The sequence below is a fragment of the Edwardsiella piscicida genome (genome assembly GCF_021733145.1).
Lineage (GTDB): Bacteria > Pseudomonadota > Gammaproteobacteria > Enterobacterales > Enterobacteriaceae > Edwardsiella > Edwardsiella piscicida.
The window spans coordinates 1614526-1630893 of sequence record NZ_CP090968.1 but is presented as its reverse complement, the minus strand read 5'-3'; the positions used below and the strand labels follow the sequence as shown (position 1 = coordinate 1630893).

Annotated in this window: 15 protein-coding genes; 5 read left to right on the top strand and 10 right to left on the bottom strand. The window is 56.4% G+C overall.

The window, feature by feature from the left end; all coding sequences use genetic code 11:
* Positions 1-227: 227 nt before the first annotated feature.
* Entirely contained in the window at positions 228-719 is a 492-nt protein-coding gene (locus tag L1P05_RS07425) for a Dps family protein (protein ID WP_012848373.1), read from the top strand.
* Positions 720-766: 47 nt separating this feature from the next.
* On the opposite strand, the gene L1P05_RS07420 is transcribed toward L1P05_RS07425, so the two are convergent.
* On the bottom strand, positions 767-943 hold the full coding sequence (locus L1P05_RS07420; protein WP_071525666.1) for a YciY family protein: 177 nt from the start codon (positions 941-943) through the stop codon (positions 767-769).
* A gap of 189 nt (positions 944-1132) precedes the next feature.
* On the opposite strand from L1P05_RS07420, the gene cls reads away from it, so the two are divergent.
* Positions 1133-2593 carry a cardiolipin synthase gene (gene cls, locus L1P05_RS07415; protein WP_012848371.1) on the top strand — a complete coding sequence of 487 codons (1461 nt, stop codon included), beginning with the start codon at positions 1133-1135 and terminating at the stop codon, positions 2591-2593.
* Positions 2594-2646: 53 nt separating this feature from the next.
* Positions 2647-2976: an HI1450 family dsDNA-mimic protein gene (locus L1P05_RS07410; protein ID WP_015461382.1), complete on the top strand. Its 330-nt coding sequence runs from the start codon at positions 2647-2649 to the stop codon at positions 2974-2976.
* A 63-nt stretch (positions 2977-3039) separates the two neighbouring features.
* Here the strand turns inward: L1P05_RS07410 and oppF are convergent, their stop codons facing one another.
* The 6 genes from oppF to L1P05_RS07380 form a co-directional block, all read right to left on the bottom strand.
* Entirely contained in the window at positions 3040-4044 is a 1005-nt protein-coding gene (oppF, locus tag L1P05_RS07405; RefSeq protein WP_012848369.1) for a murein tripeptide/oligopeptide ABC transporter ATP binding protein OppF, read from the bottom strand.
* Positions 4041-5012, bottom strand: a complete 972-nt coding sequence (gene oppD, locus L1P05_RS07400) for an ABC transporter ATP-binding protein (protein WP_012848368.1) — start codon at positions 5010-5012, stop codon at positions 4041-4043. The genes oppF and oppD overlap by 4 nt, the downstream gene beginning before the upstream one ends.
* A gap of 11 nt (positions 5013-5023) precedes the next feature.
* Positions 5024-5932, bottom strand: a complete 909-nt coding sequence (gene oppC, locus L1P05_RS07395) for an oligopeptide ABC transporter permease OppC (protein ID WP_012848367.1) — start codon at positions 5930-5932, stop codon at positions 5024-5026.
* Between the two features lie 11 nt (positions 5933-5943).
* Positions 5944-6864 carry an oligopeptide ABC transporter permease OppB gene (gene oppB / locus L1P05_RS07390; RefSeq protein ID WP_012848366.1) on the bottom strand — a complete coding sequence of 307 codons (921 nt, stop codon included), beginning with the start codon at positions 6862-6864 and terminating at the stop codon, positions 5944-5946.
* Positions 6865-6940: 76 nt separating this feature from the next.
* A complete protein-coding gene (oppA, locus tag L1P05_RS07385; protein ID WP_012848365.1) occupies positions 6941-8575 on the bottom strand; it encodes an oligopeptide ABC transporter substrate-binding protein OppA in 1635 nt (544 codons plus the stop codon).
* A gap of 690 nt (positions 8576-9265) precedes the next feature.
* Positions 9266-9910: a YchE family NAAT transporter gene (locus L1P05_RS07380; RefSeq protein ID WP_012848364.1), complete on the bottom strand. Its 645-nt coding sequence runs from the start codon at positions 9908-9910 to the stop codon at positions 9266-9268.
* A gap of 507 nt (positions 9911-10417) precedes the next feature.
* On the opposite strand from L1P05_RS07380, the gene adhE reads away from it, so the two are divergent.
* On the top strand, positions 10418-13090 hold the full coding sequence (gene adhE / locus L1P05_RS07375) for a bifunctional acetaldehyde-CoA/alcohol dehydrogenase (protein WP_012848361.1): 2673 nt from the start codon (positions 10418-10420) through the stop codon (positions 13088-13090).
* Positions 13091-13544: 454 nt separating this feature from the next.
* On the opposite strand, the gene L1P05_RS07370 is transcribed toward adhE, so the two are convergent.
* Positions 13545-14132 carry a thymidine kinase gene (locus L1P05_RS07370; RefSeq protein ID WP_012848359.1) on the bottom strand — a complete coding sequence of 196 codons (588 nt, stop codon included), beginning with the start codon at positions 14130-14132 and terminating at the stop codon, positions 13545-13547.
* 516 nt (positions 14133-14648) lie between these two features.
* On the opposite strand from L1P05_RS07370, the gene hns reads away from it, so the two are divergent.
* Positions 14649-15056 (top strand): histone-like nucleoid-structuring protein H-NS, encoded by a 408-nt coding sequence (gene hns, locus L1P05_RS07365; protein WP_015461379.1) that lies wholly within the window; start codon positions 14649-14651, stop codon positions 15054-15056.
* Between the two features lie 21 nt (positions 15057-15077).
* Here the strand turns inward: hns and L1P05_RS07360 are convergent, their stop codons facing one another.
* Together L1P05_RS07360 and galU are read right to left on the bottom strand one after the other, a co-directional pair.
* Complete coding sequence (locus L1P05_RS07360) at positions 15078-15227, bottom strand: hypothetical protein (protein WP_012848357.1); 150 nt, start codon at positions 15225-15227, stop codon at positions 15078-15080.
* A 102-nt stretch (positions 15228-15329) separates the two neighbouring features.
* The gene (gene galU / locus L1P05_RS07355; protein WP_012848356.1) at positions 15330-16241 is read right to left on the bottom strand and encodes a UTP--glucose-1-phosphate uridylyltransferase GalU; all 912 of its coding nucleotides are present in this window, start codon (positions 16239-16241) and stop codon (positions 15330-15332) included.
* Between the last annotated feature and the right edge of the window lie 127 nt (positions 16242-16368).

Here is a 16368-nt window from a genome sequence, read left to right as displayed (position 1 = left end):
TTCCTCGCGGGTCGCAATATCATGATAATTCGGATAAATGCGTTCGCTGCTTTTATTCTCACCTGTCGCTTATGGCGGGCGTCGCCTGCCCGCGTCACGCGGGCTGGATCTCTGCCGCCGACTCTGGCAGGATGGATAAAAAACGGGCTATCCCACTGTATTCAGCGGTGATTGGCGTCCAGCGCGCCTGCCGCTATCCACCCTGTCATCCAAGGAGAGCATGCAGAATGGCAAACAGTAAAAAGAACGCCAAAACCCATATCGGTCTGGATCCCAAAAAATCAGCCGCGCTGGCCGATGCACTCAATGTCCTGCTGGCCAACTACCAGATCCTGTATATGAATGTGCGTGGCTACCACTGGAATATCAGCGGCCCGCAGTTTTTTGAGCTACACGTTAAGTTTGAAGAGACCTATAACGATCTGCTGCTGAAAGTTGATGAGCTGGCCGAGCGGATCCTGACGCTCGGCTATCGCCCGCGTCACGCCTTCAGCGACTATCTGAAAAGCGCCGATATCAAAGAGGACGTCGATATCACCGACGATCGCGGCACCCTGCAGGGATTATTGAGCGGCTATGCCCTGCTGCTGCAGCAGCAGCGGGAAATCCTGCAGCTGGCGACGGACGCGTCGGACGAAGGAACCGTCTCTCTGATGAGCGACTATATTAAGCAGCAGGAAAAGCAGGTGTGGATGCTGAACGCCTATCTGGGGCAATAGCCGACGGGCGAAATATGACCTCAGCCCCGCTGCGCGGGGCTGAATGACTACCACTCGTAGGCAACGGAATAGAGCAAAGAACGGTGATGCTGAATTCTGTGTAAACGGCGAATGCAATAGATATGACGGTTTCTGCGTGACTGACCTTCCAGCCAGCGGCTACGCCGCCGATGGATCTGACGCAGCATACGCCAGCGCCCTACTTCATTTCGACTGTGTCGCATTGTACCCCTCCGGATAATTGCGCTGCGATTATACCCCCCCTGAGAGACAAACCAACCCCCGAACGGACCCATCGTATAAAAAGCGCTGCCCACCACGATCTGTATATATTTAACCGCTAAAGGTTTCTTCTTTGTATATCTGTGCGTAAACTCTCAATTGATGGATTTGTGCAAGGACAACCTGCGGTTATGAGCACTTTTTATACAGTAATCAGCTGGCTGGCGATCTTTGGCTACTGGCTGCTGATCGCCAGCGTCACGTTACGGATATTAATGAAACGCCGGGCGGTTCCCTCCGCCATGGCGTGGCTGCTGATCATTTACATTCTGCCGTTGGTCGGCATTATCGCCTATCTCTCCTTTGGTGAGCTGCATCTGGGAAAACGCCGCGCCGAACGCGCGCGCGCGATGTGGCCATCCACCGCCCGCTGGCTGGCCGATCTGCGCAGCTGTCGCAGCATTTTTGCCACCCATAACAGCGAGGTTGCCGCACCGCTGTTCCAGCTGTGCGAACGGCGCCAGGGCATTGCCGGCGTCAAGGGTAACCAGCTACAGCTGCTCACCTCTACCGATGACACGCTCAATGCCCTGATCCGCGATATTGCGCTGGCGCATAACAGCATTGAGATGATGTTTTATATTTGGCAGCCCGGCGGATTGGCCGATCAAGTTGCCGAAGCGATGATGGCGGCGGCAAGACGCGGCGTACGCTGCCGCCTGATGCTCGATTCGGCCGGTAGCGTGGCGTTTTTCCGCAGCCCTTATCCGGCCATGATGCGCGAAGCGGGTATTGAGGTCGTCGAGGCGCTGCAGGTCAACCTGCTGCGCGTTTTCCTGCGCCGCATGGATCTGCGTCAGCACCGCAAGGTGGTGCTGATCGACAACTTTATCGCCTATACCGGCAGCATGAACCTGGTTGACCCGCGCTACTTTAAGCAGGACGCCGGCGTCGGACAGTGGATCGATGTCATGGCGCGTATGGAGGGGCCGGTCGCAACCACCATGGGCATCTACTATGCCTTCGACTGGGAAATGGAGACCGGTAAACGCATTCTGCCGCCGGAGCCGGTATGCAATATCCTCCCCTTCGAAAAAGAGTCGGGTCACACCATTCAGGTGATCGCCTCCGGCCCTGGCTTCCCGGAGGAGCTGATCCACCAATCGCTCTTGACCGCCGTCTACTCCGCGCGCCAGCAGCTGGTGATGACCACCCCCTATTTTGTGCCCAGCGATGACCTGCTGCACGCCATCTGTACCGCCGCCCAGCGCGGCGTCGATGTCTCGATCATCGTGCCGAAAAAGAATGACTCGATGATGGTCGGCTGGGCCAGCCGCGCCTTTTTTACCGAAATGCTGGCCGCCGGCGTTAAAATCTATCAGTTTGAGGGCGGTCTGCTGCATACCAAGAGCGTGCTGGTCGACGGTCAGCTCAGTCTGGTCGGCACCGTCAACCTGGATATGCGCAGCCTGTGGCTTAATTTTGAAATTACGCTGGTCATCGACGATGACGGCTTCGGCAGCGATCTCGCCTGCGTACAGGAGGACTATATCGCGCGCTCCTCCCTGCTGGATCCGCTGGAATGGTTAAAACGCCCGCTGTGGCAGCGCGTCGTCGAACGCCTCTTTTACTTTTTCAGCCCTTTGCTGTAACCGTCCGCGGGTCGGCCACACCCCGACCGCGGCCTCAATGAGATACTGAGATGATGGATTTAAACAACCGCCTGAGCGAAGAAGAGACCCTGGATCAGGCCTACGATATTTTTCTGGAGCTGGCGGCGGACAACCTGGATCCGGCGGACGTGCTGCTGTTTAACCTGCAGTTTGAGCAGCGCGGCGCCGCCGAACTGTTCGATCCGGCCGAAGACTGGCAGGAGCATGTCGATGTCGAGCTCAACCCCGATTTCTTTGCCGAGGTCGTGATCGGCCTGACCGACGGGAATCCGGACAGCGACGATATCGAGGATGTCTTCGCCCGCATTCTGATCTGCCGGGAGAAGGATCATAAAATGTGCCATATCCTGTGGAAAGAGTAGCGCCGATGCGCCGCGTCCAGTAAAAAAACCGCCGTCAGGCGGTTTTTTTAGCGCGCCGCTCGGCTACAGCGGATCGACCTTCAGGCAGGAGACCGCGTGGCGGAAGCTGCCCTCCAGCAGCGGCCGGGTCTGTGCGCACTCCGGTCCGGCCTGAGGACAGCGGGTGCGGAACACGCAGCCCGACGGCGGATCGATCGGCGACGGCAGCTCCCCCTCCAGCAGCTGAATCTGCTTATTGCGCTCCCTATCGGGATCCGGCACCGGCACCGCCGACATCAGCGCCTTGGTGTAGGGGTGCTGTGGGTTGTGATACACCTCATCATAGGTACCCAGCTCCACCGCATGTCCCAAATACATCACCAGCACGCGGTCGGAGATATGCTTCACCACCGCCAGATCGTGCGCGATGAAGATCAGCGACAGCCCCATCTCTCGCTGCAGCGACTGCAGCAGGTTGACCACCTGCGCCTGAATCGACACATCGAGCGCCGACACCGGCTCGTCGCAGATAATCAGCTTGGGCTCCAGGATCAGCGCCCGGGCAATCCCAATACGCTGACACTGACCGCCGGAGAATTCGTGCGGATAGCGGTTGATGAGGTTGGGCAGCAGGCCCACCTTCATCATCATCGTCTTCACCCTGTCGCGCACCTCGCCGCGCGCCATCTGCGGATAATAGGTCCGCAGGGGCTCGGCAATAATCTCCCCGATGGTCATCCGCGGGTTTAGCGACGCCAGCGGATCCTGAAAGATCATCTGGATATCGCTGCGCACCTCTCGCCACTGCTTTTCGTTCATGCCCAGCAGATCGCGCCCCAGCCAGCTGACGCTACCGGAGGTCGCCTTCACCAGACCGATCAGCGCGCGGGCAAAGGTCGACTTGCCGCAGCCTGACTCGCCGACAACCCCCAGGGTTTCCCCCTGGTACAGGCGCAGGGTCACACCGTCCACCGCCTTCAGGCGCTTGGGCGGCTGCCAAAACCAGGCCTTGCTGTCTCGAATATCAAAATGGACCCGCAGTTCGGCCACTTCCAGCAATACGTTTTTGTCACTCATTGACCCACTCATGCCAGTTCCTCCACCGTTCTGAAGCAGGCGCGCAGACGCCCATCGCCAAAGGCCGCCAGCGGCGGCGCCGCATCGCAGCCGGCATCGGCATAGGGGCAGCGCGGCTGAAACGGGCAGCCGGCCGGCAAACGCAGCAGGTTCGGCGGGTTGCCTGGAATCGTCAGCAGTGCTCCGTTCTCAGCATCCAGACGCGGCACCGCGTTCAGCAGCCCGATGGAGTACGGGTGCGAGGGGTGATAGAACACGTCGCGCGCCTGGCCATACTCCATGGTTCGCCCGGCATACATCACCAGCACCTTGTCACAGATACCGGCCACGACCCCCAGATCGTGCGTGATCATGATGATCGCGGTATTGAACTCGCGCTTCAGCTCATTGAGCAGCGTCATAATCTGCGCCTGTACCGTCACATCCAGCGCCGTGGTCGGTTCATCGGCAATCAGCAGCCGTGGGCGGCACAGCAGCGCCATCGCAATCATCACGCGCTGGCGCATCCCGCCGGAAAACTCATGGGGGAACATGCGCATGCGCTTACGCGCCTCCGGCATCTTCACCGCATCCAGCATCCGCACAGACTCATCAAACGCCTGCGCCTTGCTCATCCCCTTGTGCAGCATCAGCACCTCCATCAGCTGCTCACCCACGCGCATATAGGGGTTGAGGGAGGTCATCGGGTCCTGAAAGATCATGGCGATCTCTTCGGCGCGCAGGCGATTCAGGGCCTTCTCCGGTAAATTTAGGATCTCACGGCCATCAAAGCTGGCCGACCCGTCGATACGTCCATTCGGCGCCAGCAGCCCCATCAGGGCAAACGCGGTCTGCGACTTTCCCGAACCGGACTCACCGACGATCCCCAGCGTCTCGCCGGCGTCCAGCGAGAAGTTAAGATCGTTGACCGCCGTGACGTCGCCGTCCGGCGTTGCGAAGGTCACGCGTAGGGAGCGTACGTTCAGTAAACTGGATTTCATCTCTGCGCTCCTCAGCGATCTTTCGGGTCGAGGGCATCGCGTAGCCCATCGCCGATAAAGTTAAAACAAAACAGCGTGATCACCAGAAAAGAGGCCGGAAAGATCAGCAGCCAGGGAGACACTTCCATCGAGTTGGCCCCATCGCTCAGCAGCGCGCCCCAGCTGCTGAGCGGCTCTTGGGTACCCAGCCCCAGGAAGCTTAAAAACGATTCAAACAGGATCATGCTCGGCACCAGCAGCGACGCGTACACCACCACCACGCCCAGCACGTTGGGCACCACGTGGCGTAGGATAATACGCCCCGTCGTCACCCCGCCCACCTGCGCCGCCTCGATAAACTCCTTACGCTTCAGACTCAGGGTCTGTCCGCGGACAATACGCGCCATATCCAGCCAAGAAACCATGCCGATCGCGATAAAAATCAGCAAAATATTCTGGCCAAAGAAGGTCACCAGCAGAATGACAAAGAACATAAAGGGAAACGAGTTAAGGATCTCCAGCATGCGCATCATCACCGAGTCCACCTTACCGCCCAGGTAACCGGAGAGTGCACCGTATAGCGTACCGACCACCACGGCCACCAGCGCGGCGGCAATCCCGACCATCAGCGAAATACGTCCACCGATGGCGACACGCACCAGCAGATCGCGCCCGGAGGAGTCGGTACCGAAGTAGTGCCCCCCCTCCAGCGCCGGCGCCGCCGACATCATCCCCCAGTCGGTATCGTCGTAGGCAAACGGCGACAGTATCGGGGCGAATATCACAAACAGGGCGATCAGAAACAGAATGCACAGGCTGACCAGCGCCGCGCGGTTATGCATAAAGCGGCGGCGCGCATCCTGCCACAGGCTGCGCCCTTCCACGTCCAGCTGCTCGCTGAAGCTGCTCACCGCGGCGGCGCTGTTTTTATTAACGAACATAGGCGCCTCTTTCAGTAACGGATTTTGGGATCGATTACGGCGTACAGCACGTCAACGATAGCGTTAAAGACAATCGTCAGGGTGCCGACCAGGATCGTCAGGCTCAGCACCAGCGAGTAGTCCCTGTTCAGCGCGCCGTTGACGAACAGCTGGCCGATCCCCGGCAGGCCGTAGATAGTCTCAATGACCATCGAGCCGGTAATGATGCCGACAAAAGCGGGCCCCATGTAGGAGAGCACCGGCAGCAGCGCCGGGCGCAGCGCATGGCGCAGCACAATGCGGTGCAGCGGCAGCCCCTTGGCCCGGGCGGTGCGGATAAAGTTAGAGTGCAGCACCTCGATCATCGATCCGCGGGTAATGCGCGCGATACCGGCAATATAGGAGAGCGACAGCGCCACCATCGGCAGCAGTATGAACTTCAGCGCCCCTCCGTTCCAGCCGCCGCCCGGCAGCCAGTGCAGCGAGATGGCGAAGATCAGCACCAGCAGCGGCGCGACCACAAAGCTTGGGATCACCACCCCGGTCATGGCAAAGGTCATCACCACATAGTCCCAGCGCGAGTTCTGCTTCAGGGCCGCGATGACCCCGGCAGAGACCCCCAGCACAACCGCCATGACAAAGGCGGCAAAGCCCAGCTTGGCCGAAACGGGGAAAGAGGCGGCCACCAGATCGTTGACCGAATAATCCTTGTATTTGAACGAGGGGCCAAAGTCCCCCTGAGAGAGCTGCAGCAGGTAGTGGCCATACTGCTTCCAGATGGGATCGTTAAGATGGTATTTGGCTTCGATATTGGCCATCACCTCTGGCGGCAGCGTGCGTTCACCGGTAAACGGGCTGCCCGGCGCCAGACGCATCATAAAAAACGAGATGGTGACCAGAATAAACAGCGTCGGAATCGCTTCCAAGAAGCGACGGAAGATAAATTTTAGCATAGCCCAAACCCTGTACATCAGCCTCGCGGGCTGTCAGCCACGCCGGCGGCCGGTTTCCCGGCCGCACGACGCGCAATTAATGTTGAACGATATAAAGGTTTTTGTCGTAGACATAGTCCAGCGGATCCTTGCCGGTATAGCCACCGACAAAGGGTTTCACCAGACGGGCGTTAACGTAGTAATACACGGGAACGATGGCTGAATCACGGTCCAGCTGCTGCTCAGCCTGCTGGTAGACCGTCGCGCGGCCGGCTTTGTCCGGCGCCTGCAGCGCACTGGCCATAATGCGGTCAAAGGCCGGGCTCTTGTAGTGCGGGGTATTGTTGCTGCTGGTCGACAGCATCATATTGAGGAAAGAGCTCGGCTCGTTATAGTCGGCGCACCAGCCGGCGCGAGCGACATCGTAATTGCCCTGATGGCGCGAATCGAGGAAGGTCTTCCACTCCTGATTCTCCAGCTTCACGTCGATCCCCAGGTTTTTCTTCCAGATCGAAGCCGCGGCAATCGCCAGCTTCTTGTGCAGATCGGAGGTGTTGTAGAGCAGATTAAAGGTCAGCGGCTTGCCCGGGCCATAGCCCGCCTCCGCCAGCAGCTTCTTGGCCTCTTGGTTGCGCTTCTCCTGCGACCAGCCAAACCAGGCCGGCTGCGTCAGCGCGGCGCCGTCGGTATAGGGCGGCGTAAAGCTGTATGCCGGCAGATCGCCCTGATTTTTGACCTTATTCACAATAATATCGCGATCCAGCCCCAGCTTCAGCGCCTCGCGCACGCGGGGGTCGTTAAACGGCGGCTTCTGGTTATTGATCTCGTAATAGTAGGTGCACAGATAGGGATCCACTTTCACCTGCTCGGGGATCTCCTTCTTCAGCTTCTGGAACAGCTCGATCGGCATATTGTTATAGGTCATATCGATCTCGCCGGCCCGATAGCGGTTCACATCGGTCACTTCCGATGCGATGGGCAGGAAGGTCACCTTATCGATGATCGTCTTCGCATTGTCCCAATACTGCGGGTTTCGCTCCAGCACGATGCGCTCGTTGACGATCCAGTCCTTCAACTTATAGGCGCCGTTGCTGACATAATTCTGCGGCAGAGTCCACTTGTCGCCGAATTTCTCTACCGCCGCCTTGTTGACCGGCTTCATCGCATAGTGCGCGGTCATCTCCGGTAGGTAGGGGACCGGCTCGCTCAGGGTCACCTGGAACGTGCGATCGTCCAGCGCCTTGACTCCCAGGGCGGATTTATCCTGTTTGCCGGCGATGATGTCATCGATATTCGCGACGTGGGCATACTGCAGATAGCTCGCGTAGGGGGATGCGGTCTTGGGGTCGGCCATCCGCTGCCAGCTATAGACGAAGTCCTCTGCGGTGACAGGGTCACCGTTGGACCACTTCGCGTCCGGACGCAGGTAAAATACCCACACTTTATTATCTTTGCTCTCCCAGCGCTGCGCGACGCCCGGGATCGTCTGCCCCTGGCTATCGTGCTGCGTCAGCCCTTCCAGCAGATCGTTGGTCACGTTGTTTTCCGGCACCCCTTCGATCTTGTGCGGATCGAGAGAGGAGACCTCAGAACCATTATTTCTGACCAGCTCCTGCTTAGCCGCCAATTTTACGTCGGCCGGAACCTCGGCGGCCTGCGCTATCGCCGCGACGCCCAGTGCGCTGCAAATCCCAAGGGTTAACATACTTTTTTTAATGATGTGTTTGCTCATTACTACCACTCCCGTATTCGAAAGGAAGCCTGCGGGCAGGCGGGTCAACATCGTTATTTATTCACTGCGGTAATGAAGGAACGGTTCATTCGCTGCAGCTTGCCTTATACCGCCTTCGCGGCGGCTGGCATTTATTGTTGCCGGGTAACAAAATAACGGCGCCTATGGCCGTTTGATGATGGGCTGGGTCAGTGCGGCTACCGAGCGGTCGATCTCCTATAGCATCCTGGGCTACCGAGCGCGTCGTCTCGCGAACCGACGCCCGCAGAGGTGCGTGACGTCCTGGGTGAACCGACTGATGGCCTGTGAGCACTGTTGTATTCCGTGCTTTCTCACAGACTGCCCTCCCCCATGATAAAAATCAATTGTAAGTCACTGATATAACATAAAATATAAGCTTAAAGCATTTTGCATTGTCTAAAATTTCAACTTTTCGCTGAAAATCAAAACAATATTACATTTGATAAGATTTATTCAGATAAAAAAACTAATTAAAATCGAGGAAACGATGAAGAAACGCCGGACAATGTACACAATGTCAGCGTCTGTGTAGGAGAATTTTACGGAAATGGGCGCGAGGTAGGCGAATTAACCCGTCGACAAAGACGATCGCAAAATAAAAATAAGATGAGTAACGATATTGTGCAGATATATCTATTACAGGGGCGACGTCCCCGCCGCCCCGCGCGATTACAGCAGGCCGGGAAAAATGGCCTTCACTCCGGTGACGATAAATTCAATCCCCAGCGCCATCAGCAGCAGCCCCATGATACGGGTTACGACGTTGATCCCTGTCTGCCCTAACAATCGCACCAGCAGCGGCGCGGCGCGGAACAGCAGCCAGCAGCAGAAAGCGAACAGGATGATCGCCAGCGAAAAGCCCAGCAGGTTTTGCCAACCGTGATAGCGGGAGCTCCAGACGATGGTCGAGCTGATGGCACCGGGGCCGGCCATCAGCGGCAGCGCCAACGGCACTACGCCGACATTTTCGCGGATAGCCGTTTCCGACTTCTCCTGCTTATTCTGCTTATCCTCACCCAGCTTACCGCTGATCATCGACATGGCGATAGTCATCACCAGGATACCGCCGGCAATACGGAAAGAGTCGATGGAGATACCAAAGACATTCAGTATCGAATCCCCCAGCAGCAGCGCCGTGATCAGTATAATGGCCACCGACAGGTTCGCCGTAAGGTTAGTTCGGTTGCGCGCCGCGGCGGCCTGATAGCTGGTCATGCTGATAAACACGGGCAAGATCCCAACCGGGTTTACCAAGGCGAACAGGCCAATAAAGAATTTGATATACCCGGACAGGTCCAGCAGAGACTGAGTCACTATGTGCTCCACAATATAAAGATGATGGTCATCGCGCGTAATGTAATTGAAATGACTGCGCCGATCTATCATTCCACCGTAGAATTTTTACTATTTGCCGTCGATATGCGCAGTATCGTCTGTAGTTAAATTTGGCGACGGGATACCGGTTTTGTTGTTTTTTATACGTAAAGGCGCTGAGTTTTCGTTAAAGATGAGATTCATTCTCATTAAAACCATGCTGAATGGTGTCAGCTTGACGTTTTCGTGACCTTAATCACAAAACAAATACCCAAGAATGAGTAAGCTCGACGATATCAAAAAAGATGGATACGGATGGCCATCTCGGCAAGGTGCCAGGATAACGCATTCGACGCGGCATCCACCTTACCCCCACGTTAAGCTGTTTTAGCAAATTAGCAGCCCGTCGGCAGCGAATGCCCGGCTAAGCGATGCACCAGCATCTATACTGGTATGCCTCATGCGGCTGATTGACTAAAAAAGTTTAACATTATCAGGAGAGCATTCATGGCTGTAACCAACACTGCTGAACTCGATGCGCTGGTCGCCCGTGTCAAAAAAGCCCAACGCGAGTTTGCCAACTTCTCTCAGGAACAGGTAGACAAAATCTTCCGCGCCGCCGCTCTGGCCGCTGCCGATGCCCGTATTCCGCTGGCTAAAATGGCCGTCGCTGAATCCGGCATGGGTATCGTGGAAGATAAGGTGATCAAAAACCACTTCGCCTCCGAATATATCTACAACGCCTATAAAGATGAAAAGACCTGCGGCATCCTGTCCGAAGACGATACCTTCGGCACCATCACCATCGCCGAGCCGACCGGCCTGATCTGTGGCATCGTACCGACCACCAACCCGACCTCTACCGCGATCTTCAAGGCGCTGATCAGCCTGAAGACCCGCAACGGCATCATCTTCTCCCCGCATCCGCGCGCCAAGCAGGCGACCAACAAAGCCGCCGATATCGTGCTGCAGGCTGCCATCGCCGCCGGCGCACCGAAAGACATCATCGGCTGGATCGATGAGCCGTCCGTCGAGCTGTCCAACGCGCTGATGCACCATCCGGACATCAACCTGATCCTGGCCACCGGTGGCCCGGGCATGGTTAAAGCGGCCTATAGCTCCGGCAAACCGGCCATCGGCGTTGGCGCCGGCAACACCCCGGTCGTGATCGACGAAACCGCGGATATCAAGCGCGCCGTCGCCTCTATCCTGATGTCCAAAACCTTCGATAACGGCGTTATCTGTGCTTCCGAGCAGTCTGTTATCGTCGTTGACGCCGTCTACGATAAGGTTCGCGAGCGTTTCGCTACCCACGGCGGCTACCTGCTGCAGGGGAAAGAGTTGAAAGCCGTTCAGGATATCATCCTGAAGAATGGCGCGCTGAACGCCGCCATCGTAGGCCAGCCGGCAGAGAAGATCGCCGAAATGGCCGGCATCAGCGTACCGGCAGGGACCAAGATCCTGATCGGCGAAGTCAGCGTCGTTGACGACTCCGAGCCGTTCGCCCACGAAAAACTGTCTCCGACCCTGGCCATGTACCGCGCCAAAAACTTCGAAGACGCCGTCGAGAAAGCCGAGAAACTGGTTGCCATGGGCGGTATCGGTCATACCTCCTGCCTGTACACCGACCAAGATAACCAGGGTGCGCGCGTAAACTACTTCGGCGAGAAGATGAAGACCGCCCGTATCCTGATCAATACCCCGGCCTCTCAAGGGGGTATCGGTGACCTGTACAACTTCAAGCTGGCGCCTTCCCTGACGCTGGGCTGCGGCTCCTGGGGCGGTAACTCCATCTCTGAAAACGTGGGTCCGAAGCACCTGATCAACAAGAAAACGGTAGCGAAGCGAGCAGAAAACATGTTGTGGCATAAACTTCCGAAGTCTATCTACTTCCGCCGCGGCGCCCTGCCGATCGCGCTGGAAGAAGTGGCAACCGACGGTGCCAAGCGCGCCTTTATCGTCACCGACCGTTTCCTGTTCAACAACGGTTATGCCGACCAGGTTACCAACGTACTGAAAGCACACGGTATCGAAACCGAAGTCTTCTTCGAAGTTGAAGCCGATCCGACCCTGAGCATCGTGCGCAAAGGCGCCGAACAGATGAACTCCTTCAAGCCGGACGTGATCATCGCGCTGGGCGGCGGCTCCCCGATGGATGCGGCCAAAATCATGTGGGTGATGTACGAGCATCCGGAAACCCACTTCGAAGAGCTGGCGCTGCGCTTTATGGATATCCGTAAGCGTATCTACAAGTTCCCGAAAATGGGCGTCAAAGCCAAGATGATCGCCATCACCACCACCTCTGGCACCGGCTCTGAAGTAACGCCGTTCGCCGTGGTGACCGACGACGCGACCGGGCAGAAATACCCGCTGGCTGACTATGCGCTGACGCCGGACATGGCCATCGTTGATGCCAACCTGGTGATGAATATGCCGAAATCCCTGTGCGCCTTCGGCGGTCTGGATGCGGTAACCCATGCGCTGGAAGCCTACGTTTCCGTTTTGGCCAACGAATACTCTGACGGCCAGGCACTGCAGGCTCTGAAACTGCTGAAAGAGTTCCTGCCGGCCAGCTATGCCGAAGGCGCTAAAAACCCGGTAGCCCGCGAGCGTGTGCACAACGCCGCCACTATCGCCGGCATCGCGTTTGCCAACGCCTTCCTCGGGGTATGTCACTCCATGGCCCACAAACTGGGCTCCGAGTTCCACATTCCGCACGGTCTGGCCAACGCCCTGCTGATCTCGAACGTTATTCGCTACAACGCGAACGACAACCCGACCAAGCAGACCGCGTTCAGCCAGTACGACCGTCCGCAGGCGCGTCGTCGTTACGCTGAAATCGCAGACCACCTGGGTCTGAGCGCACCGGGCGACCGCACCGCGCAGAAGATCGAGAAGCTGCTGGCCTGGCTGGAGAGCATCAAGGCTGAACTGGGTATCCCGGCCTCCATCCGTGAAGCCGGCGTACAGGAAGCCGACTTCCTGGCGAAAGTGGACAAGCTGTCCGAAGATGCTTTCGACGATCAGTGCACCGGCGCCAACCCGCGCTATCCGCTGATTGCCGAACTCAAGCAAATTCTGCTGGACACCTACTATGGCCGCGAGTTCGTCGAGCACGCGCAGGAAGAAAGCAAGACCGTTGCCGCGCCGAAAGCGGAAAAGAAGGCCAAAAAAGCCTGATTAATCCCGCGCCATGCCGATGCGCACTGATGCAATCGGCATAAATCACTGTACGGGCCCCGCTTACGCGGGGCCCGTTTTCTTTATCTATCGCCCAACCACGTCCCCCGGCGCCGTCGCCCCCGCCTCTCCGCGTCCCCAGACGCGTCTCCCCTCGCCGTAGCGCGCCCGCCCGATGTGGGGGTTAACCGCAGCCATCGCCGCGTGCTGTGCGGCGTGCAAAGGCCATGCCGCCGCCGTGGTTCACGGGACACAGGGCTCGGCGTAAGGAGAGCATCTGCACAGGATGAGGCCAGCCTCCGCATCGCGCTCAGCGGGAACGATATCGGCGCGGTGCACGCGGGGCGGTCGTTATCGACGGATCACCGCGCCATGGCCTGAGGAAGGCGCTGGAGAGGCTGAGAGGCGTTGAACGCGCGCCGGGCGACGCGCGCAGAGGATGAGCGACGGGAGGTTACGGGGCGGTCACGCCGAGCATTTCCTTATAATGCCGACGACAAACGGAGACATAGCGCTCATTACCGCCGATCACTACCTGCTCACCGTCTTTCAGCGCCCGTCCATCCTGATCCAGACGCAGCACCATATTCGCCTTGCGGCCACAGTGGCAGATAGTCTTAAGCTCTACCAACTTATCGGCCCAGGCCAGCAAATATTGGCTACCGGGAAAGAGTTCCGCCCGGAAATCGGTCCGTAAGCCGTAGCACAGCACCGGAATATCTAAATCATCGACCACCGTCGACAGCGCCAGCACCTGCGCTTTAGTGAGAAACTGACTTTCATCGACCAGAACGCAGTGTACACACTGCTGCCGATGCGCCTGGTGGATCTCAGCCAGCAGATCGGTCTGCTGATTATACAGCATCGCAGGCGAGTGCAGCCCGATACGCGAGCTGACCTGCCCCACCGCATAGCGATTATCTATTTCAGCCGTGAATACGAGGGTATGCATACCCCGCTCGCGGTAGTTATAAGAGGACTGTAACAGCGCCGTGGATTTCCCGGCATTCATTGCAGAGTAATAAAAATAAAGTTGTGCCATCAAACAGCCTTAAACCGAAAAAATCACCTGATGTGCAGGATTCTACCATATATGCCGGGCCGCGTGATGTCCGGGTTATTCCCCAAGACACCGCTTCGCCGATGTGCAAAATCTGTACAAACCGCACTTATCTACCGGCATACGAGAGCGTGCTTACAGAATAAATATGACGTGATTCATGCAAATAAGTGATCGACCTAACAGTTGTCTCCGGCAGGTTTATGACAAGCATACCATAAGCACTTCCCGGACAATTGTCCGCGCAAAGGCAGAATCAGGGTGCATTTATATACATTAAACGGCTAATCAACAGGTAAAACCGCACACGGAATGGCCTAGCCAGCGTCGTACGGTGATATAGATAATAGGGTGAAATATTAACAAGGTCAGCCTCTCGATATTTGACTCATACCGACGAATATTTTTCCATTCTTACAAAATTCACTATTGCGTTAAATAAAGTCGCACTCTATTATAAAGATGACGCCCCCACCAATATAATTTGAGATTAGGAAAATGAGCGAAGCATTAAAAATTCTTAACAACATTCGTACTCTCCGCGCCCAGGCCCGTGAATGCACTCTGGAAACTCTAGAAGAAATGCTGGAGAAACTGGAAGTCGTGGTAAAAGAGCGCCGCGAAGAAGATCAGCAAGCTCAGGCCGAGATCGAAGAGCGTACCCGTAAACTGCAGCAGTACCGTGAAATGCTGATCGCAGACGGCATCGACCCGAATGAACTGCTGCAGACCATGAATGCCACCAAGGTTGCCGGCAAAACCAAGCGTGCTGCACGTCCGGCTAAATATCAGTATGTTGACGAAAATGGCGAAACCAAAACTTGGACCGGTCAGGGTCGTACCCCTGCCGTGATCAAGAACGCCATTGAAGAGCAGGGCAAGTCTCTGGACGACTTCCTGATCTAATCGAGACACTCGGTACCTATGTTAAAAATAGCCTCTGATGAGGCTATTTTTGTTTTCCCCATCACTCCTGCCAACGCCACCGCCGCACACCGCCTCATTATTGGTAATGATTGTTTCTGTATGGTTATTACCGCTGCGCCCTTCACCGCCATTAGGAATAGTCTCATTCATGAATTTAATCAATTATAGGTACCCAAAAACCCATACCTTTGTCTAGTTGCATAATGACAAAAAAAATGGCGCCCCCAAGGACGCCATCTTTTATTTACCGATTTACTTGCTTAAATTCAGCCCTTTGATCCAGGCTGCAAAATCTTTGCCCAGCGCAGGATGACGTAGCCCATACTCGACAAACGCCTGCATATAGCCCAGCTTATTTCCACAGTCATGGCTACGCCCTTTCAGGTGGTAAGCCTCAACGGTTTCATTCTTAAGCAGCATGGCAATGGCATCCGTCAGCTGAATTTCCTCACCGGCTCCCGGCGGGGTTTTAGACAGCAACGGCCAAATGTCCGGAGAGAGAACATAGCGGCCAACGATAGACAGGTTAGACGGCGCCTTATCGCGCGGCGGCTTTTCAACCACGGCGCGAATAGCAATGCTTTCCCCCGCAGCCAATTGCGCACCGCTGCAATCCACCACGCCATAATTAGAAACATCGGCCATCGGCACCGGCTCAACCATAATCTGGCTGGCGCCGGTGGACTCATAGCGACGCAGCATCTCACTCAGGTTATCGCTGCTTAAATCTGCGCTGTATTCATCCAGAATAACGTCAGGCAATATCACGGCAAAAGGCTCATCGCCGACCAGCGGATGTGCGCACAGAATGGCATGACCTAAACCTTTAGCCAGTCCCTGACGCACCTGCATAATGGTCACGTGCTTAGGACAAATGGCCTGGACTTCGGCCAGCAGCTGACGCTTAACGCGCTTCTCAAGGATCGCCTCCAGCTCAAAGCTGGTATCGAAGTGGTTCTCGATGGAGTTCTTCGATGAATGCGTGACTAAAATGATCTCATTAATACCGGCGGCAATACACTCATTAACCACGTACTGGATCAGCGGTTTATCTACCAGCGGCAACATTTCTTTAGGAATAGCTTTCGTTGCTGGCAGCATACGCGTTCCCAATCCGGCCACCGGGATAACGGCTTTTTTTACTTTTCTCACTGACGTTGACATACAACCTCTCTATACGAATGGCGCATTGTTCGCTCGTCCATAACCGAACGATATGAATGCAAAACTCTCAGCGAGTATACCAGCTCGGTAATCACGCGCATGTCTTTCATCTGTATTTAAGATCAAA